This window comes from Bacteroides luhongzhouii (assembly GCF_009193295.2).
In the GTDB taxonomy this organism is placed as follows: Bacteria; Bacteroidota; Bacteroidia; order Bacteroidales; family Bacteroidaceae; genus Bacteroides; species Bacteroides luhongzhouii.
In genome coordinates, this window is sequence record NZ_CP059973.1 from 1,611,890 (window position 1) to 1,627,582 (window position 15,693).

The 15,693-nt window shown below is 34.0% G+C and carries 15 protein-coding genes; 11 read left to right on the plus strand and 4 right to left on the minus strand.

The features are described from left to right. Positions 1-13 precede the first annotated feature (13 nt). A complete protein-coding gene (locus GD631_RS05825; protein WP_143256770.1) occupies positions 14-1,123 on the plus strand; it encodes a glycosyltransferase WbsX family protein in 1,110 nt (369 codons plus the stop codon). Here the strand turns inward: GD631_RS05825 and GD631_RS05830 are convergent. After that, positions 1,113-2,231, minus strand: coding sequence for a glycosyltransferase (locus GD631_RS05830; RefSeq protein ID WP_143256771.1), 1,119 nt, complete (start codon positions 2,229-2,231; stop codon positions 1,113-1,115). The genes GD631_RS05825 and GD631_RS05830 overlap by 11 nt on opposite strands. A 187-nt stretch (positions 2,232-2,418) precedes the next feature. Continuing rightward, positions 2,419-3,330, minus strand: a complete 912-nt coding sequence (locus GD631_RS05835) for a transposase (RefSeq protein WP_244983359.1) — start codon at positions 3,328-3,330, stop codon at positions 2,419-2,421. Between the two features lie 157 nt (positions 3,331-3,487). Between GD631_RS05835 and GD631_RS05840 the strand changes: the two genes are divergently transcribed. The 4 genes from GD631_RS05840 to GD631_RS05855 are packed head-to-tail and all read left to right on the plus strand — an operon-like array spanning position 3,488 to position 7,550. Beyond that, positions 3,488-4,480, plus strand: coding sequence for a glycosyltransferase family 2 protein (locus tag GD631_RS05840; RefSeq protein ID WP_143256772.1), 993 nt, complete (start codon positions 3,488-3,490; stop codon positions 4,478-4,480). Then, on the plus strand, positions 4,477-5,649 hold the full coding sequence (locus tag GD631_RS05845; RefSeq protein ID WP_143256773.1) for a glycosyltransferase: 1,173 nt from the start codon (positions 4,477-4,479) through the stop codon (positions 5,647-5,649). Before GD631_RS05840 ends, GD631_RS05845 begins: the two co-directional genes overlap by 4 nt. Before the next feature lie 12 nt (positions 5,650-5,661). Continuing rightward, positions 5,662-6,639 carry a glycosyltransferase family 2 protein gene (locus GD631_RS05850; protein WP_143256774.1) on the plus strand — a complete coding sequence of 326 codons (978 nt, stop codon included), beginning with the start codon at positions 5,662-5,664 and terminating at the stop codon, positions 6,637-6,639. A 2-nt stretch (positions 6,640-6,641) separates the two neighbouring features. Beyond that, complete coding sequence (locus GD631_RS05855) at positions 6,642-7,550, plus strand: alpha-1,2-fucosyltransferase (RefSeq protein WP_143256775.1); 909 nt, start codon at positions 6,642-6,644, stop codon at positions 7,548-7,550. A gap of 68 nt (positions 7,551-7,618) precedes the next feature. Here GD631_RS05855 and GD631_RS05860 read toward each other — a convergent pair whose 3' ends face one another. Further along, the gene (locus tag GD631_RS05860) at positions 7,619-8,494 is read right to left on the minus strand and encodes a family 6 glucosyltransferase (protein WP_223225800.1); all 876 of its coding nucleotides are present in this window, start codon (positions 8,492-8,494) and stop codon (positions 7,619-7,621) included. 157 nt (positions 8,495-8,651) lie between these two features. Here GD631_RS05860 and GD631_RS05865 point away from each other — a divergent pair, with 157 nt between their 5' ends. The 6 genes from GD631_RS05865 to GD631_RS05890 are packed head-to-tail and all read left to right on the plus strand — an operon-like array spanning position 8,652 to position 14,764. After that, entirely contained in the window at positions 8,652-9,023 is a 372-nt protein-coding gene (locus GD631_RS05865) for an EamA family transporter (protein ID WP_143256776.1), read from the plus strand. 1 nt (position 9,024) lies between these two features. Further along, positions 9,025-10,656 (plus strand): glycosyltransferase family protein, encoded by a 1,632-nt coding sequence (locus GD631_RS05870; protein ID WP_143256777.1) that lies wholly within the window; start codon positions 9,025-9,027, stop codon positions 10,654-10,656. Continuing rightward, on the plus strand, positions 10,653-11,588 hold the full coding sequence (locus GD631_RS05875) for a glycosyltransferase family 2 protein (protein ID WP_143256778.1): 936 nt from the start codon (positions 10,653-10,655) through the stop codon (positions 11,586-11,588). The genes GD631_RS05870 and GD631_RS05875 overlap by 4 nt, the downstream gene beginning before the upstream one ends. Beyond that, positions 11,570-12,274 (plus strand): GNAT family N-acetyltransferase, encoded by a 705-nt coding sequence (locus GD631_RS05880; RefSeq protein ID WP_143256779.1) that lies wholly within the window; start codon positions 11,570-11,572, stop codon positions 12,272-12,274. The genes GD631_RS05875 and GD631_RS05880 overlap by 19 nt, the downstream gene beginning before the upstream one ends. Before the next feature lie 12 nt (positions 12,275-12,286). Next, positions 12,287-13,405, plus strand: coding sequence for a dTDP-4-amino-4,6-dideoxygalactose transaminase (gene rffA, locus GD631_RS05885; RefSeq protein ID WP_143256780.1), 1,119 nt, complete (start codon positions 12,287-12,289; stop codon positions 13,403-13,405). A gap of 18 nt (positions 13,406-13,423) precedes the next feature. Beyond that, positions 13,424-14,764 (plus strand): ArnT family glycosyltransferase, encoded by a 1,341-nt coding sequence (locus tag GD631_RS05890; protein WP_143256781.1) that lies wholly within the window; start codon positions 13,424-13,426, stop codon positions 14,762-14,764. Positions 14,765-15,181: 417 nt separating this feature from the next. On the opposite strand, the gene GD631_RS05895 is transcribed toward GD631_RS05890, so the two are convergent. Then, entirely contained in the window at positions 15,182-15,451 is a 270-nt protein-coding gene (locus GD631_RS05895) for a hypothetical protein (protein WP_143256782.1), read from the minus strand. Positions 15,452-15,693 lie beyond the last annotated feature (242 nt).

Consider the following 15,693-nt stretch of genomic DNA (forward strand, 5'->3'; position numbering starts at 1 on the left):
AATAAAGAAAGATATGGTTGACAAAAGAATTATAGCATTTTATTTGCCGCAATATCATCCATTTCCAGAAAATGATGAATGGTGGGGCAAGGGATTTACAGAATGGAGAAATGTGGTCAAAGCTAGGCCTCTTTATCGTGGTCATTATCAGCCGCATTTACCTGCAGATTTAGGTTTCTATGATTTGCGTATTCCGGAAGTTCGTGAGCAGCAAGCAGATATGGCTCGAATGTATGGGATTAATGGTTTTTGTTATTATCATTATTGGTTTAATGGTCGTCAATTAATGGAAAGGCCATTAAAAGAAATACTATCTTCCGGTAAACCTGATTTCCCATTTATGCTTTGTTGGGCTAATGAGAACTGGACTAGGGCATGGGATGGTGGAAGTCGGCATGTTTTGATTGCTCAAAATTACTCAGAAGAGGATGATCGTGCACATATTCGTTATCTGTTAGAAAATGTTTTTAGTGATTCTCGGTATATAAAAGTGGATGGTAAGCCTGTGTTTTTGATTTATCGTTCCATGCTTTTCCCAAATATGAAAGAGACCATTCGAGTATGGCGGGAAGAAGCAGCTAGTAAAGGAGTTGAATTATATTTATGCCGCGTCGAAACTATGGATTGTTATGGAGAAGAATACCTTCAGGATGGTTTTGATGCTGCTGTAGAGTTTCAACCTTTCACTCATCAAATGAATGAATTTCAAAAAAAGAGAAATCCATTACGGAAGTTTGCTTATAATATAAATCGTCACCTTTTTAATACATGTAAGAAGAAAAAGATTAATTATTCGGAATATGTAGATTATATCTGTAAAACTCCTTTTCCTGACTATAAAATGTATCCGGGGGTTACTCCAATGTGGGATAATACTTCTCGTCGAAAGCAAAAGATGTTTATAATGGATAAAAGTACTCCGGAAAAATATGGTGAATGGTTGCGAACAGTGGTAGGTAAATTTGTTCCATTTAGTAAAGATGAAAATTTTGTTTTTATCAATGCTTGGAATGAATGGGCGGAGGGAAATCACTTGGAGCCTGATTTGAAATGGGGATTTCGCTATTTGGAAGAAACTCGAAAAGCGACTGAATTTTCAAAAGATGGGGCTATTAACCAATGATTTTCTTTATTAATGTATTGAAATCACTTTGTTGCTTTTCGGTGATAACTCCATATCTGATATTTGCTTGTTCTTTATAAAAGAGGTAGTCTTTTCTGAACATTTTAAGTTTCATGAAAAGATCGTTTTTATAAAATGGGGAGAACATCAGAGCGCTGTTGGATAAAATAATGGGCATAGAACATACATTTGATGAGATTACGGGAACTCCATATCCCATAGCTTCTAGTGGTGGGTAACCAAATCCTTCTTGAAGAGAAGGAAAGATGAGGGCGTAAGCATTTTTATAAGCATGACCTAAATCTGAAGGCGATAGTAATGGGAGATTTATGTGTTTGGGGAACAGCTTTTCACCTCCTCCGGTGGTTACAAGACTGCTATCGTATTCAGTGGCAAAACGTTTGAATACTTCTAGTACCATTTGAGCATTTTTGTCTTTTCTATGTATGTTTAAAAGCAAAAAATAAGATCTGCCAGTGAGTAAAAAATTTCTTAATGTGTCATTCTCTATAGATTCTTCAATGATAATTTTTCTCATTGGTGGATATAGTATGTCTATTTTCTTAGATGATAATTGGGGAAAATAATATAAAATACTACTTTGAGAGTAATCTGATACTGTTATTATATTTACATTAGGCTGTTCACAAAATAATATTAATTTCTGATAGTTATCATAAGGGGTTTTCTTTACCTTTTGGGGGAATAATTTTAGCTGAAAACGTTTTTCCTTTTTCCATAACATAGATATTTTGTTATCATAAGTCTCAATATCTCCAATGTCGTGGATAACAATAACTATTTTACAAAATATATTTTCAAGATTGTACTCGAAGTAACGTTGTGCTATGCCAATGAAAAATGTATCTATTTGTTCTTGTTCTATGATATGGCTAATGCTTTCGGACTGGTTTATGTCTATGACATTGGATAATTTTTGATGATAAAAGTCAAGATCCTTTTCAATAAATTCAATATTTGAATCATATAAACCAATTATTCGGATATTTTTCAGTGCTATTAGCTCCTCCAGAACTCTAAAAGTGAATTCTGCACCTCCATTAATGCTTCCTTGAATTGAAATAATATCAAATAAAATATTGGTCATTTCTGATGAATTTTAATGTGTGAAATCAAGCTTATTGTGATACTTATAGCTTATATAGAGACAAAAGTAATGATAAATAGTATGTAAAAGTGGATTTTTCTATAAAAAACGATGAAAATTTAGTTGAAACTGATTTTATGGCTATCTTTGTTGCATCTATTAATAATGCGGATCAGTATTTGATTCCTTAGTTAAAAATTAGAGTAATTAATGCGATGGCAATTTTTCCCATCGTATGTACCAGAAGTCCAGATGTAGATCTGACTTTCATCGCTCTTTGAATATTTGTTTTTTCATTCAACCAGTTGAATAATGCTTCAATGGGTTGTCTGACTTTTGAGACTGCCGTTGAAAACAAGTCTCTTGCCGCTTTCTCCCTTTTTGTTATTTCAGGTGATTCTCCTTTGATAGCTTTTACAGGAGTAAATAGTTCGAGTTTTTTGGATTCTTTTGTCTCTTTATAGAATGGTATATCCGAATATATTTTATCGGCATATATTTCTCTATTGTTCAGATTTCCCACACATTCTCTTTTGAATACAGTGGAGTCATTTTCATCAGCCGCGGAAAGTATGAGCATTTCAGGAAAAGGTATAGTTCCTTTTCTACGGAAAGCCACTGCATGGAGTTTTAGTCCGAAATAATATATGTTCTTTGTCGAACAATATCCTTTGGAAGTAATCTCAGTGGCTACCTTTCCTACTTTGTTCTTTCCTGCGCAAGTAATGATAGGCATCGAGTCAACTAATGATTTCATACTGTCACAATCTTGAGGTTTGAATGAATGGATTAACTGCCTGACGAGTTCGCTGATTGCTTCCGGCATCAAATTCAATCTATGATTGAATGTTTGGTAAGAAGGCAAGTCAGGGAACCATGAAAGTAGGTATTCTTTGGTAAAGGTATGTATGTCTTTGATTTTAAAGTATTGCTGATAAGCTCCACAGAACAGATATACAGTAAGCAGTTCCTGATCGGTAAAGATTGGATGATTGTTATTACTGAATCTCTGGCAGTAGAACTTGAGTGAAGACTCGTAAACATCGCAGATATACATATATATTTTTATAAGTTTTAATTCTTTCTCCTTGGGAATCATAATTAGAACAATGAATGGTTTTATTCTTCTAATATACTGATTTTCAAGGAGATTAGAAAATTAAATTAATGAGATAATTAACTGAATAATAACATTTTAACAAGCGAAAAGGTAGATGATGATCAACTGCTGATTCGCATTAATATGTAAATTTTGCATGGAGGATAATTATTTAATAAGTGTTATTGTTCCGGTACATAATACAGCAGATTACCTGCGTAAATGTGTAGATTCTATATGCAATCAGACCTTAAAATCAATTGAGATAATATTAGTTGAGAACTTGTCAACAGATCAGTCTGCCGATATTTGCGATGAGTATGCCAGATCAGATAAACGTGTAAAAGTTTTGCATCTTTCAGAAGCTGGTTTGTCAATTGCACGTAATGAAGGCCTTAAGGTAGCCTCTGCTCCTTATGTGGGTTTTATTGACAGTGATGACTATATAGAGCCTACTATGTATCAGGAAATGTTGGATGCTATTGAATTATATCAGGCTGACTTTTCGTATTGTAATTATGTTCTTGATTTTGATTATAAAGAAAGTGTTTTTCCTTTTCGTAATTCAGGTTCTGTTGAATTGTGCTCTCGTGAGGATTTTATAAGAGATATGATGTGGGAAAAAATAAGCTGCTCTGTTTGTACCAAGTTGTTTAAAAAATCCTTTTTTGATGCACGTGAGTTTCCTGTAGGCAGGTTATATGAAGATCGTCTCGTTATGCACGAATGGGTACTAACGTGTACTAATATTGTGTGGGTGGATAAATCTTTTTATCACTATATTGAACGTTTGGATAGTATCTGTCATACTATTACTCCGATTAATTATTATCACTATTTTCTATCAGAATTTAGTAGGGTGGAATTTGTGAATAGGCAAGGTTTGTTTAAGGATAAAGAACTCTGTGAAGTACAAACGATGATGTTGCGTATCTGCTTTTCCATTTTTAAAGATATTATGCTACGTGTAGAACCTGGAGATTTTCGGGAGCCAATAAATGATATGAGGCATAGAATGAAGGAATTGTTTCCTTTGTTGAAAAAAGGAGAATTAGAGTCTCGTTGTTATAAGAAGTTGTGGAAAATAATTTATTTGTGGCCTGTTTATCGATTGATACATTATAATAAATTTAAAAGGAATAGGATATGAATGTAAGGAAAGTTTTGTTTTATCATGAAAACTTTCCTGCTGGTGGAGCAGAAAGAGTAACAATAGATATTGCTAATTATATCTCGAATCGGGGATATGAAGTGTATGTGCTTGCTTCTAATGTCAATGAAGGCAATTATTCCCAATTAACTGTGCTGAAATTGCCAGATAAGGTATCCGTTACAGAGGCTTCCGGAATACAATATGTGGTTGATGTGATTCACTCTTTTGATATAGATATATTTGTATTGCCTGTTTGTTCTTTTATCCCATTGTTAGAGGCGGTGAAACGACAGACTTGTTGTAAATTGGTATTTGCCCTTCATAGTGTACCTTTTTGGGAGGTATTGTATTCTTTTTATATAAAGAAAGCTAGAGCTAGAGGTGATTTCTTTAAGACTCTGGAGTGGTGGATGTTGACATACCCTAAAACTATGTGGCTAAAAAAATATGATCCTCCGATTCGTGTGAGACATATTAAAATTTATGAACTGGTTGATGCTTATACTGTATTGTGTGAGAGTTATAAAAAGGATTTGCTTAAAAAGATAGGAATGACAAAATCTGGAGATAAAATATATGTAATTTCTAATTCAGAGAAGGAAATTCCCCAGGTAAATTTGGATAAGAAGAAACAGTTGCTTTTTGTTGGGCGAATGTCTTATGATGATAAAAGGGCTGATCGTTTAATTCATATCTGGCATAAAATATATAGGAAAATGCCGGATTGGGAACTAGTACTAGTTGGGGATGGAGATGAAAGGACTCATCTGGAGACTTTAGTAGCTAAATTGCATTTAGAACGTGTTGTCTTTGCAGGCTATCATGCTGATGTTCGTCGCTTTTATGATGATTCTTTGGTTCTTTGTTTGACTTCGAATTATGAAGGGTGGCCTTTAGTGCTAACAGAGGCTCAAGCTAATGGGGTGATTCCTGTAGCTTTTAATTGTACGGCGGGAGTTCGTGAAATCTTGGAGCCAACAGGAGTGAATGGTATTTTGATTCCCCCTTTTAGTAAAAAAAGATATGCCAAGGAACTTTTAGCATTACTGCGGAATCCTCAGAAATGCCGGGAAATTCAGAAGAATGTAATAATGAAAGCTCACAGCTACTCTCCAGATAAAATAGGTGAGAAATGGTATGCCTTGTTTGAACGATTGTGTGATTAAATATTTGTGGATATGAATGACTCATTGCCTTTGGTTTCTATAATTATTCCTGTATATAATAGCGAGGCTTATTTGGATGCTTGTTTTATGAGTGTTATAAAACAGACTTATAAGATTTTAGAGGTGATTGTCGTGAACGATGGTAGCACAGACAATAGCCTGTCCATAATCAGAAAATATGAGCAGCTAGATAATCGTTTCTTTTGTATAAATAAAGCCAATGGAGGTTTGCCATTGGCTAGAAAAACAGGAATAGAGCATGCACATGGTAAATATATACAGCATTTAGATAGTGATGATACTTTGTTAGAAACTGCTATTGAAAGACTAGTTCGTCGGGCAGAAGAAACGGATGCTGATATTGTTGCGGCTCCATTCAATTTTTGTTTTCAAGATAGACCAGCTCAAAAGTCTGTTGATCTGAAATTTGAAGCATTGTCAGGTTTTGAATATTATCTTGAGATACTTCATTCCCGAGCATATTGGAGTGTCTGGTCAAATTTTCAGAGAAGTTCTTTGTTTCAAGAAAATATAATTCAGACAGTTCCTGAAATTTCTTTTGGGGAAGATGCTATACTCATAACTCAGCTTGCATTGTGTGCTAAAAAAGTAGTGTCACTAGCGGAACCTATTCTTAATTATAATCGATATTCTACGGCTATGTCATTGCAAGTTCATAAAGCTAGATATGAAGAATATAGAGCTTTTCAGAATTGGATAGAAAATTTCTTAAAATCAAAAGGGGTATATGGACTTTTGGAGAAGGAAATGGCTGTTATGCATTTACAGAAAACCTTTTTGAGTATTTCATGGCGGAGACTGGAATATGTGAATGAGGATATGAAACGTATAATTGGTAGCTTGAATTTATTTCCGGAACTTCGTAATGAAATGTCCAAGCAAGAGCTGAAAATCATATCTTATTATAAATTTTCTCCTTTATTGGGGTATATGAAGTTGAAACAGTATTGTAGAAAAAATAAACTATAAAGATGTCTTTTCAAAAACTGAAATGTAAATATTATAACTCTTTATTGAAGAGAAAACTTCTGATTTCACCTAAAGTTATCGTACAATTGGATGGAGGAATCTGTTCTCAGATGCATCAATATTTATTGGGGCAGTATTATGCTCAACAGGCATTTGCTGTGCGCTATGATTTGGCTTTTTATAAAAAATGGGGTAGTGATTTGAATAATCAGTTTGTACGTAACTTTGATTTATTGAGGGCTTTCCCTTATCTTGAATTTAAAGAAGCTTCGGCTTTGGCAGTCGATGTATATAGGAAAAGGTATTATAATGTTGGAAATAATACAGGTAAGCGTGTAGATGATTTTAGTTTTCTACAGAAACAACCTCCTGTTTATTTGGGTGGTTATTATCATTTACCTGCTAATTTGTGGCTGGAAATGTTTCATTCTATATTTAAAATGTCTTTAGAGGTTTTGGATGATCCTAATAAGGAATTTTGTCAAGCTATTGATGAAAAGGCCAATTCTGTTGCGGTCCATGTTCGTAGAGGAGATTTGAAAGTAGAGGTTTTTGATTATGGGAAGCCTGCGTCATTGAAGTATTTTCAAACGGCGGTGGATATGTTCAGAATGAGATTTCCTGATGCTTATTTTTATTTCTTTTCGGATGAACCTGATTGGGTTAGTAAAGTCTTGCTTCCTCAACTGTCGCTTGTGGATGAAGGCCAGGTAGTCAATCTAAATGGATCAGATAAAGGATATATGGATTTATTCTTAATAGCACATTGTAAACATCAAATAACAAGTAAAGGTACTTTGGGAAAATATGGGGCATTGTTGGCAGATAATTCTGCAAAAGTAGTTGTGCTTTGTGATGATGAAATAGAATATTGTTGGAAGGAGTTACTTATGAATCCTATTTTTTTATAATGTATTGATGAAAATCAAAGAGATACGCTTTCATGTTTAACTTGTTTTAATCAAAAAACATTGTTTTGTTATTCAGAAAGGCGAAAGAATCTTTTGAGAGCGTACAAGAGTTTGTTGTTCCATGGCTCTTTTTTTCGTAAAAGGGTATGACCTCCATATTCTTCTTTGCTTTTATCTCTAATCATTATGATTTCTTTGAATGGAATAGACCATCCTTCCGGATATAAATAAGCAGGGGATAAAGTGAATGGCGGGTTTTCGAGGAAATATTTGTTGATATGTGATTCGTCATGCCATATTGCCACAATTTTCTTAGAATTGTCTATATCAACCCATGACTTTATAGTTTCGCAAAGTTGTAAGTATCTCTCTGTGTATCCTCCGGAAAAACCGCCAGCATAATAGTGTATTCCTTCTCCTTTGGGAATATATGCTTTTGAGTTGTATCGGCGTTCGTATGTAAATTCTGAATTAGGTGAATTGTAGAAGCCTGGATGTATTGTTCCTACAAGTTGATTCTCTGTTTTGAGGGGAATAATTTCTGGTCCAATATTTTGTTTGAAAAGTAGGTTTGCATTACAAAAAAACAGAAAGTCGGTTTCTTGTAGTAATTGCTGTTTTATTTGGAGAAATATGTGAAAACGTTTTAATGTATTATCAGGCCATCCTAAATTTTTTTGTTTTATTCGGTGGATATGTTTGTTATTGTCTTCATCGTATAGTTTAGGACTATCTGTGAATACATAATACTCAAGAATGAAAGATTGGTTTTGTAGGAAGTAGCGTTCTGCACTTAGGTAAAAGTCTTTCCAAAAAATATCATATTTGCCAGTACAAATATACAATATACCAATTCTCATTCTATTTGTTTTTTGATTTATATTATTGGCAAATATATAAAGATTTATTTTATAATTATTTGTTTGAAGTATTTTTATTTTCATGAATTATTGGTAACGGGGCTCTTTTTTGCAGATTCTATATTAGTCTTGCTCAGGGATATCTTGTAAATAAGTAATTTGTGTATTCTTAAAAAAAACAATTTTATTTGTCTTTTTCTATACTTAGTCGTACCTTTGCGTACCTAATCAAAACTTAGCTATGGGATATTTATATGTTTTTTTTACCATTCTATTTACCGTATACGGTCAGATTATTCTGAAATGGCGAATTTCAGATTTGAATTGGTCTTTAAACACGACTGGAGGAATAGGACAGATGATTGTTTCTTATATGAAATTTTTATTTGATCCATTGATATTCTCGGGATTTGTGAGTGCATTTGTTGCTTCTGTCTTTTGGATGTTAGCGATGACCAAGTTTGAGCTAACTTATGCTTATCCATTTATGTCTCTTTCTCCTGCACTGGTTTTTATTGTTGGGATTTTTGTGCTTGGAGAGACTTTCACAATCGGAAAGCTACTGGGGTTGCTTATAATCATGATTGGTATTATTGTTACTGTGAAATTATAGAATGGATAGACTTATTCGTTTGGTTACTCTTTTTATGTCGAAGAAAGGAGTAACATTTACATATCCTCTGGCGTTGGGAGCTTGGGTGGCTATTTTTCTGTTTATGTCTTGGTCTTTATCAATTCGCTTTGAGACGAATGATGATGTGGTGATGTTAATGATTTCTTCTGGGGCATATTCTGGTACGCCAGATTTTCATTTGGTCTTTATTAATGTAATTTATGGTTTTCTGCTGAAAGGATTATATTTTATTTTGCCTGGATTAGAATGGTATACCATTTTGTTTTGTCTACTCCATATTATAAGTTTTTCTATAATATTATGGGTGTATAGTAAGCGGATTACTACGGCTTTTGGTCAGTTATTGTTGTTGCTACTATTACTTGTATTACAAGCTCGGTTTATTGTAGGATTTCAATTTACAACGACGGCCGCTATAGTTGCCTGTGCTGGATTGTCTTTGTATTTTGAGCGAGGAAAGAAGGTTAAAATTTTAGGACTATTCCTTTTTTTAATTGGTAGCTTGATTCGCTTTGAAGCTGCGATGCTTTGTTTTGGAGTTTATGCTCCAGTGATGATGTTTCCACTGAGTGGACGAATACGGAGTAAACGGCAATTTTTGAATACGGGACTAATTTTATTTGCTATTCTTGTTCTTCCAGTGTTGGCAAGGGGTGTAGATGCTCAAGTATATAAACATAATCCTGAATGGCAGTATTATGTAGATTACAATCGGGTTCGTGGAGCATTGAATGATAATCCTAATTTTGCGAAATTACTAAATGATAGTCCTGCTTGCTCTGTTGCAGACATTAATGATTTACGAAATCTAGGTAATTTTATTGCAGATCCGGCAGTTTTGGATTTACATGTGATTACTCGAGTGAAAGAGTCATTAGATGCCAAACCTCTTTTTGATAAGTTTCAGAACATAAAAACATGGATATGTTTTTATGTGGATACAATTGTTTGCATTTTGTTATTAATATTATTATTAATGCTTGAACGGAGAGTAACTTATCGATGGGGATTACTTTTTTCGGGATTATCATTTTTTATATTACTTTCATGGGTGTCTCTTAATGCAACAGTAAAAGAACGTGTGTTTCTTTCTTCTATTGTTCCATTAATGTTGATAATTACTTTGTTGATTACCTGTTATCAGAAGAAGATTTGGAAAATAATAGTTTCATCTGTGTTTTATTTGTTAACTTTGCACACAATTATTATGCAAACGGCTGATATGTATGCTGTTAAAAAGGAGCAAAGACGAATAGCTGATAAACAGATAAATTTGATCCAGCGTTTTATAGATTGTGATTTTACTCCATTGGGTGCTGGACTTATTTTAGAAGGATTAAATCCGTTTGGTGTTACATCTGTCTTTAAAGTATTAAATGTTAAGATGATTATTAATGGTTGGATGACACAAATTCCTCTTAACTGTGAGGTAGATTCACATCTTGATTTTGTGGAAAAGCCTATCTTGATATTTCTGGCAAAAGTTGATGCTCCTGTACTACACGATATACAATATTGTATAAAAAAGAATTATCAGATAGAAACAACTTTGGAAGTCATAGCTGAAGATGAATTATCTGAAATTATAGTCATTAAAAAGAAAACGATATGAAAATTAGTATAGTATCTCCAATTTATAGAGCTGAGAATATCGTAGAGGAATTGGTTAGACAAATTGTCAAGAATGTGGAGCCTTTAACATCTGATTTCGAGATTGTGTTGGTAAATGATGCCTCACCTGATCGTTCATGGATGAAGATACGAGAAATTTGCCATAAAGATTCGCGAGTAAAAGGTATAAATCTGAGTCGTAACTTTGGGCAACATTATGCGATAACAGCTGGATTAAGTTATGCATCGGGTGAGTGGGTAGTTGTGATGGACTGTGATTTGCAGGATCGTCCGGATGAGATTCCTAATTTATATGTCAAAGCTTTAGAAGGATGGGATTCTGTTTTTGCACAGAGAGTTGAGCGTCAGGATTCTTTCTTCAAACGTATGTCATCAAAATGCTTTTATGGATTATTTAGTTACTTGACTGAGACGAGGCAGGATAGTAGTGTTGCTAATTTCGGAATTTATAATCGGAAGGTGGTGAAAGCCATTTTATCAATGCAAGATAGTGTTCGTTATTTCCCGACAATGGCTCAGTGGGTAGGATATGATAAATGTTATCTTCCAGTCCGTCATTCTGAACGATTGGAGGGAACTTCTAGCTATAATATAAGAAGATTATTCAAATTAGCGTTTGATAATATTATTGCCTTTTCGGATAAGCCTTTAAAATTAGTTGTGAAATTTGGATTTTTCCTATCATTCATGTCTCTGTGTATAGCTTGCTATTTTCTAGTAAGATATATTTTGGGAGATATAAATGTTATTGGGTTTGCGAGTTTGATCGTTTCTATTTGGTTCTTATCAGGAATGATAGTTATGCTTATAGGAATTGTGGGTATATATATAGGGAAGGTTTTTGATAATACCAAGAAACGACCTGTGTTTATAGTTAAAGAAGAATTGAATATATGTCAATCGAACGTTTAAACTGGGATAGTCAATTTTTAGGATTAGAGGTCGGGCGTACAAACCGCGATAAGCTATTAACTGTCTCTAATAATGAAATTGATAAGTATGATTTGTTATATCTTATGGAGAATGAGATTATTGTGGATGATGCTTTTTTATCACATAGAAATAATCTCTTAGTTGACTGTAAGCTTATATATTCAAAACAAAATTTAAATTTAAGTTTATCTACAGACTATAGAATAAAGGACTACAACAAGTACGAGGATACATGCGTTAGACGTGAACAGTTGTATAGTTTGGCATATCTTAGTGGAGAACATTCTAGATATAAATTGGACGCAAACTTTGCTAAAGGTAAATTTGAGGAAATGTATAGGATGTGGGTTGATAATTCTATTTCCGGAGAAATGGCTGACCATCTATTCTATATAGAGGAAGAAGGGAAAATTTGTGCTTTTGTTACTTTGAAGATAATACATGAAGAAGGTGTTATTGGGTTGATTGCGACGGATAAAAATGTTCAAGCTAAAGGCATGGGTAAAACTTTAATGTTGAAATGTGAGGAGACTTTGAGGCTGAAAGGAATAGATCGACTGAATGTTGCAACACAGGCTAGTAATAATATAGCTTGCCTTTTTTATGAGAAATGTGAAATGCGTGTGACAGAGATGACTTTTATTTATCATAGTTGGAAATGCTAAATATAATATATAATGAATGAAGTACCTTTTAATAAACCATACTTAACAGGAAAAGAGGCACATTATATGTACCAGGCAGTGTATGGTGGCAAACTTTCGGGTAATGGGATATTTACCAAGAAATGCCAGGAGTATTTTGAGAAACAGTATGGTTTTAAGAAGTCTCTATTGACGACTTCTTGTACTGATGCTCTGGAAATGTGTGCTATACTGGCTGATATCCAGCCGGGTGATGAGGTGATTGTTCCTTCATATACCTTTGTTTCAACAGCATTGGCTTTTGTTCGTCAAGGAGCAAAGATTGTATTTGCTGACAGTTGTCCTGATAATCCGAATATTGACGCTACACGTATTGAGGAACTGATTACTCCTAAAACAAAGGCGATCGTTCCAGTTCATTATGCAGGAGTGGCTTGTGATATGGATCTTATTATGGATTTGGCACGAAAATACAATCTTTTAGTGATTGAGGACGCTGCTCAGGCGATTGATTCTTATTATAAAGGAAAGCCTTTGGGAAGTATCGGGCATTTGGCAGCTTTCTCATTTCACGAAACTAAAAATATAATTTCTGGGGAAGGCGGAATGTTGGCTATCAATGATGAACGATTTATTCGTCGTGCAGAAATTATTTGGGAGAAAGGTACTAACCGTGCCGAATTCTTCCGTGGGGCGGTAAATAAATACGGTTGGGTTGATATAGGGAGTTCTTTTTTGCCTTCGGAAGTTATTGCTGCGTTTCTGTGGGCGCAGTTAGAAAATTTGGAGAATATCCAATTGCGTAGGAAAGAACTATGGAACCGGTATAATGATGCATTATCAGCAGCAGCTTTGCCAAATATTACTCTGCCAAATATTCCTGATTATGCAACCAACAATGCTCATATGTATTATTTGGTTTGTCAATCGTTGGAACAGCGTACTGAATTAATCAAAAAGCTGAAAGAGAATGGAGTGTTGGCTGTATTTCACTATTTGTCATTGCACACTAGTGAATATTATCATGATAAACATGACGGAAGGGTATTGACTAATACAGATCATTTTGCAGACTGTTTAGTACGTTTGCCTATGTTCTATGAGTTGACAGATGCAGAAGTAGATGAGATAGTTCGCATTATTGGTAGCTAATGTAAAAAACTTATAATAATGAAGAAGAAACTAGGTTTATTATTCTTGACGGCATTTGTTGTTAGAGTCATCTTTTGTTTATCTTATAACATTAATGAATTATATCCAGATGCTGCAGGGTATCATATGTATGCAGTGAACCTAATCAATAATGGTTATTTTTCACCTTTGGAATCTCCCACGGAGGATGTGTTTTTTAGGGAACCTGCAACTGTTTATATCTTGAAAGTTGCGTATCAAGTTGCTTCCTTTTTTGGTGTGGATGTACTCCCAATTTCTGATTATTCTATTGAAAAATATGCAGTATTGGAATATCATCCAGAATTTTATTGGGGAAGGTTGGCTTTTGCTTTTATAGACTCTATTTCTATTTGTTTCTTCTTCTTGACTTTATTATATTTTACTACGGAGAAAAGGGCGACAATTGTTACGGTCATATATTTGCTATTCCTTCCCTGTTTTTTCTATTTACAAACCTTGTTAAGGGATTCTTTTCAAGTGAGTTTACTGTTGATTCTTAATTACTTTTTTGTTCGATATTTGTTTAAGGGGAGTCGAATATCTTTGTTCTTAGTCGGATTATTACTTGGGATCGCAATTCTGACATTGAAAGCATTGGCGGTTATGGGATTGGGAATTGTTATATATATATTTATTATTCATAGACGCTCTTTAAAAAGGTTCTTTGTAGATGCTGCTTTGGTAACTATTGTTTCTTGCTTAACGATAACTCCTTGGATGATGAAAGTTTATAGGTCATATCCTGATATTAGAATTGTTAAGGCACTTGGTACTTCTTTTACGTTTGATATGGGTGAGTTTTGTACGGCAATGAGAGTATATCGTTTTTCTGGTCAAATACCGGTTAATGATGCTGAGCAAATTTTGGTGAAGACTTGGGCAATGGATAGCAAAAAGCAATTTGCACTCTCATTGGATGGGACATTTAAGCATCAAGCGGATTCGGTTTATGCACTTATGGGTGATAAACAGGAGTACTATAAGCAGAAGTTTCATTTATATTCTTATCGTAGAGCTGTAGAAAATTCTTTTTATCCAACTGGTTGGGGATTGCTGTATAATTTTATGTTTAAGTTAAATGAATCTGTGATATCGATATTTCTTTTAATGGGTGCATTGGGTTTCTTAGGCTTTATCTTATTCTTCAGGAAATATTGGAAAGGGTTGATGGTTTACTCTTCTTTACTAGTCACAATGCTTTTTTTGCCATCATTTGGAGATGAAGGTAGAAGGCTACTGGTATTTTATTCTGTCTGGATTCCTTTTTCTTTGTTGCTAATTAGTAAGATATATCTTTATGTGAAAGGTAGATGGTGCTTTGAGTTGAGGGGGAAATAATAGAAACTTATAGTTGGAGGGGATTTTAGGTAAGCGTCTTTTAGTCTGGTTATTTGAAAAAAAAGAGCAACAGTCTTGTTTATATCTGCTAAAGAACTATATCGATAAAAAGTTATTCAAGCTTGGGGGCTTATTAGTTCTCCGTTGACAGTTCTCTTTTATATGTTCTTGTGGACTAAGATATTGAATGTATAATTCTGATGCGTGTCCTCTTGATATCTAATTATTAGGATAAACATATCCAACTATAGGAGGTTCTATTCGAATCCATCCTCCATGATTATAGCAAGAATGTACCCATCATAGTTCCAAAATTTCCAATCTGGATAGCGAGTTGTTATTCCGTCATCAGTAGTAACTAGATGCTTCCATCCTTCTCGACAATCGTAAGCATATAAAAGTTTTAATTTAAGCTCTTTAAGTCGAGAGTTGCTTATGTACTTGAATACTGCTTGCTTTATCTCCTCCTTTTTCTAAATCATATTTAAGACTTGTGCCATTTCCACCATAAAATTGAACAAAAAGTTCTTTGTTTTGATTGTCCTTAACTAAGGATTCATCTGTTTGAACAGTTCTTGATATATTTAAAGAGAAACCAATTCCAAACAATGCTGCCTTAAGTCCGGAGGCTACAGTGGTCTTTTTATGAGTTGCATCTTTTGTATGTGTAATGACAGACCTATACATCAATTTGTACCGAGGGTATGCTGGAAAACTGGCATGCCCTTTTTATTGCGGAATGGGCAGTAAAGATGTTATTTAAATCGTGTGTATTAAACAATAAAGATTTTTATTGTTTTGTTCTTTCTTTATACCTTAGTGTCTACCTTGATATTTACATTATTATGACTTTCTTAGTATGTAATCTGAACCCCTTAGTGCAATAATATTATCAACTTTAGAATGTTATCATGTGTCTTATACTCTGT

Excerpts from the sequence above, each read along its gene's own strand:
- GD631_RS05870 (WP_143256777.1), top strand. The coding sequence starts at position 9,025 with ATGGATAGACTTATTCGTTTGGTTACTCTTTTTATGTCGAAGAAAGGA.
- GD631_RS05835 (WP_244983359.1), bottom strand. The coding sequence starts at position 3,330 with ATGATTCCCAAGGAGAAAGAATTAAAACTTATAAAAATATATATGTAT.
- GD631_RS05845 (WP_143256773.1), top strand. The coding sequence starts at position 4,477 with ATGAATGTAAGGAAAGTTTTGTTTTATCATGAAAACTTTCCTGCTGGT.
- GD631_RS05825 (WP_143256770.1), top strand. The coding sequence starts at position 14 with ATGGTTGACAAAAGAATTATAGCATTTTATTTGCCGCAATATCATCCA.
- GD631_RS05830 (WP_143256771.1), bottom strand. The coding sequence starts at position 2,231 with ATGACCAATATTTTATTTGATATTATTTCAATTCAAGGAAGCATTAAT.
- GD631_RS05865 (WP_143256776.1), top strand. The coding sequence starts at position 8,652 with ATGGGATATTTATATGTTTTTTTTACCATTCTATTTACCGTATACGGT.
- GD631_RS05895 (WP_143256782.1), bottom strand. The coding sequence starts at position 15,451 with ATGTATAGGTCTGTCATTACACATACAAAAGATGCAACTCATAAAAAG.
- GD631_RS05875 (WP_143256778.1), top strand. The coding sequence starts at position 10,653 with ATGAAAATTAGTATAGTATCTCCAATTTATAGAGCTGAGAATATCGTA.
- GD631_RS05880 (WP_143256779.1), top strand. The coding sequence starts at position 11,570 with ATGTCAATCGAACGTTTAAACTGGGATAGTCAATTTTTAGGATTAGAG.
- GD631_RS05890 (WP_143256781.1), top strand. The coding sequence starts at position 13,424 with ATGAAGAAGAAACTAGGTTTATTATTCTTGACGGCATTTGTTGTTAGA.
- rffA (WP_143256780.1), top strand. The coding sequence starts at position 12,287 with ATGAATGAAGTACCTTTTAATAAACCATACTTAACAGGAAAAGAGGCA.
- GD631_RS05840 (WP_143256772.1), top strand. The coding sequence starts at position 3,488 with ATGGAGGATAATTATTTAATAAGTGTTATTGTTCCGGTACATAATACA.
- GD631_RS05850 (WP_143256774.1), top strand. The coding sequence starts at position 5,662 with ATGAATGACTCATTGCCTTTGGTTTCTATAATTATTCCTGTATATAAT.
- GD631_RS05860 (WP_223225800.1), bottom strand. The coding sequence starts at position 8,494 with ATGAAAATAAAAATACTTCAAACAAATAATTATAAAATAAATCTTTAT.
- GD631_RS05855 (WP_143256775.1), top strand. The coding sequence starts at position 6,642 with ATGTCTTTTCAAAAACTGAAATGTAAATATTATAACTCTTTATTGAAG.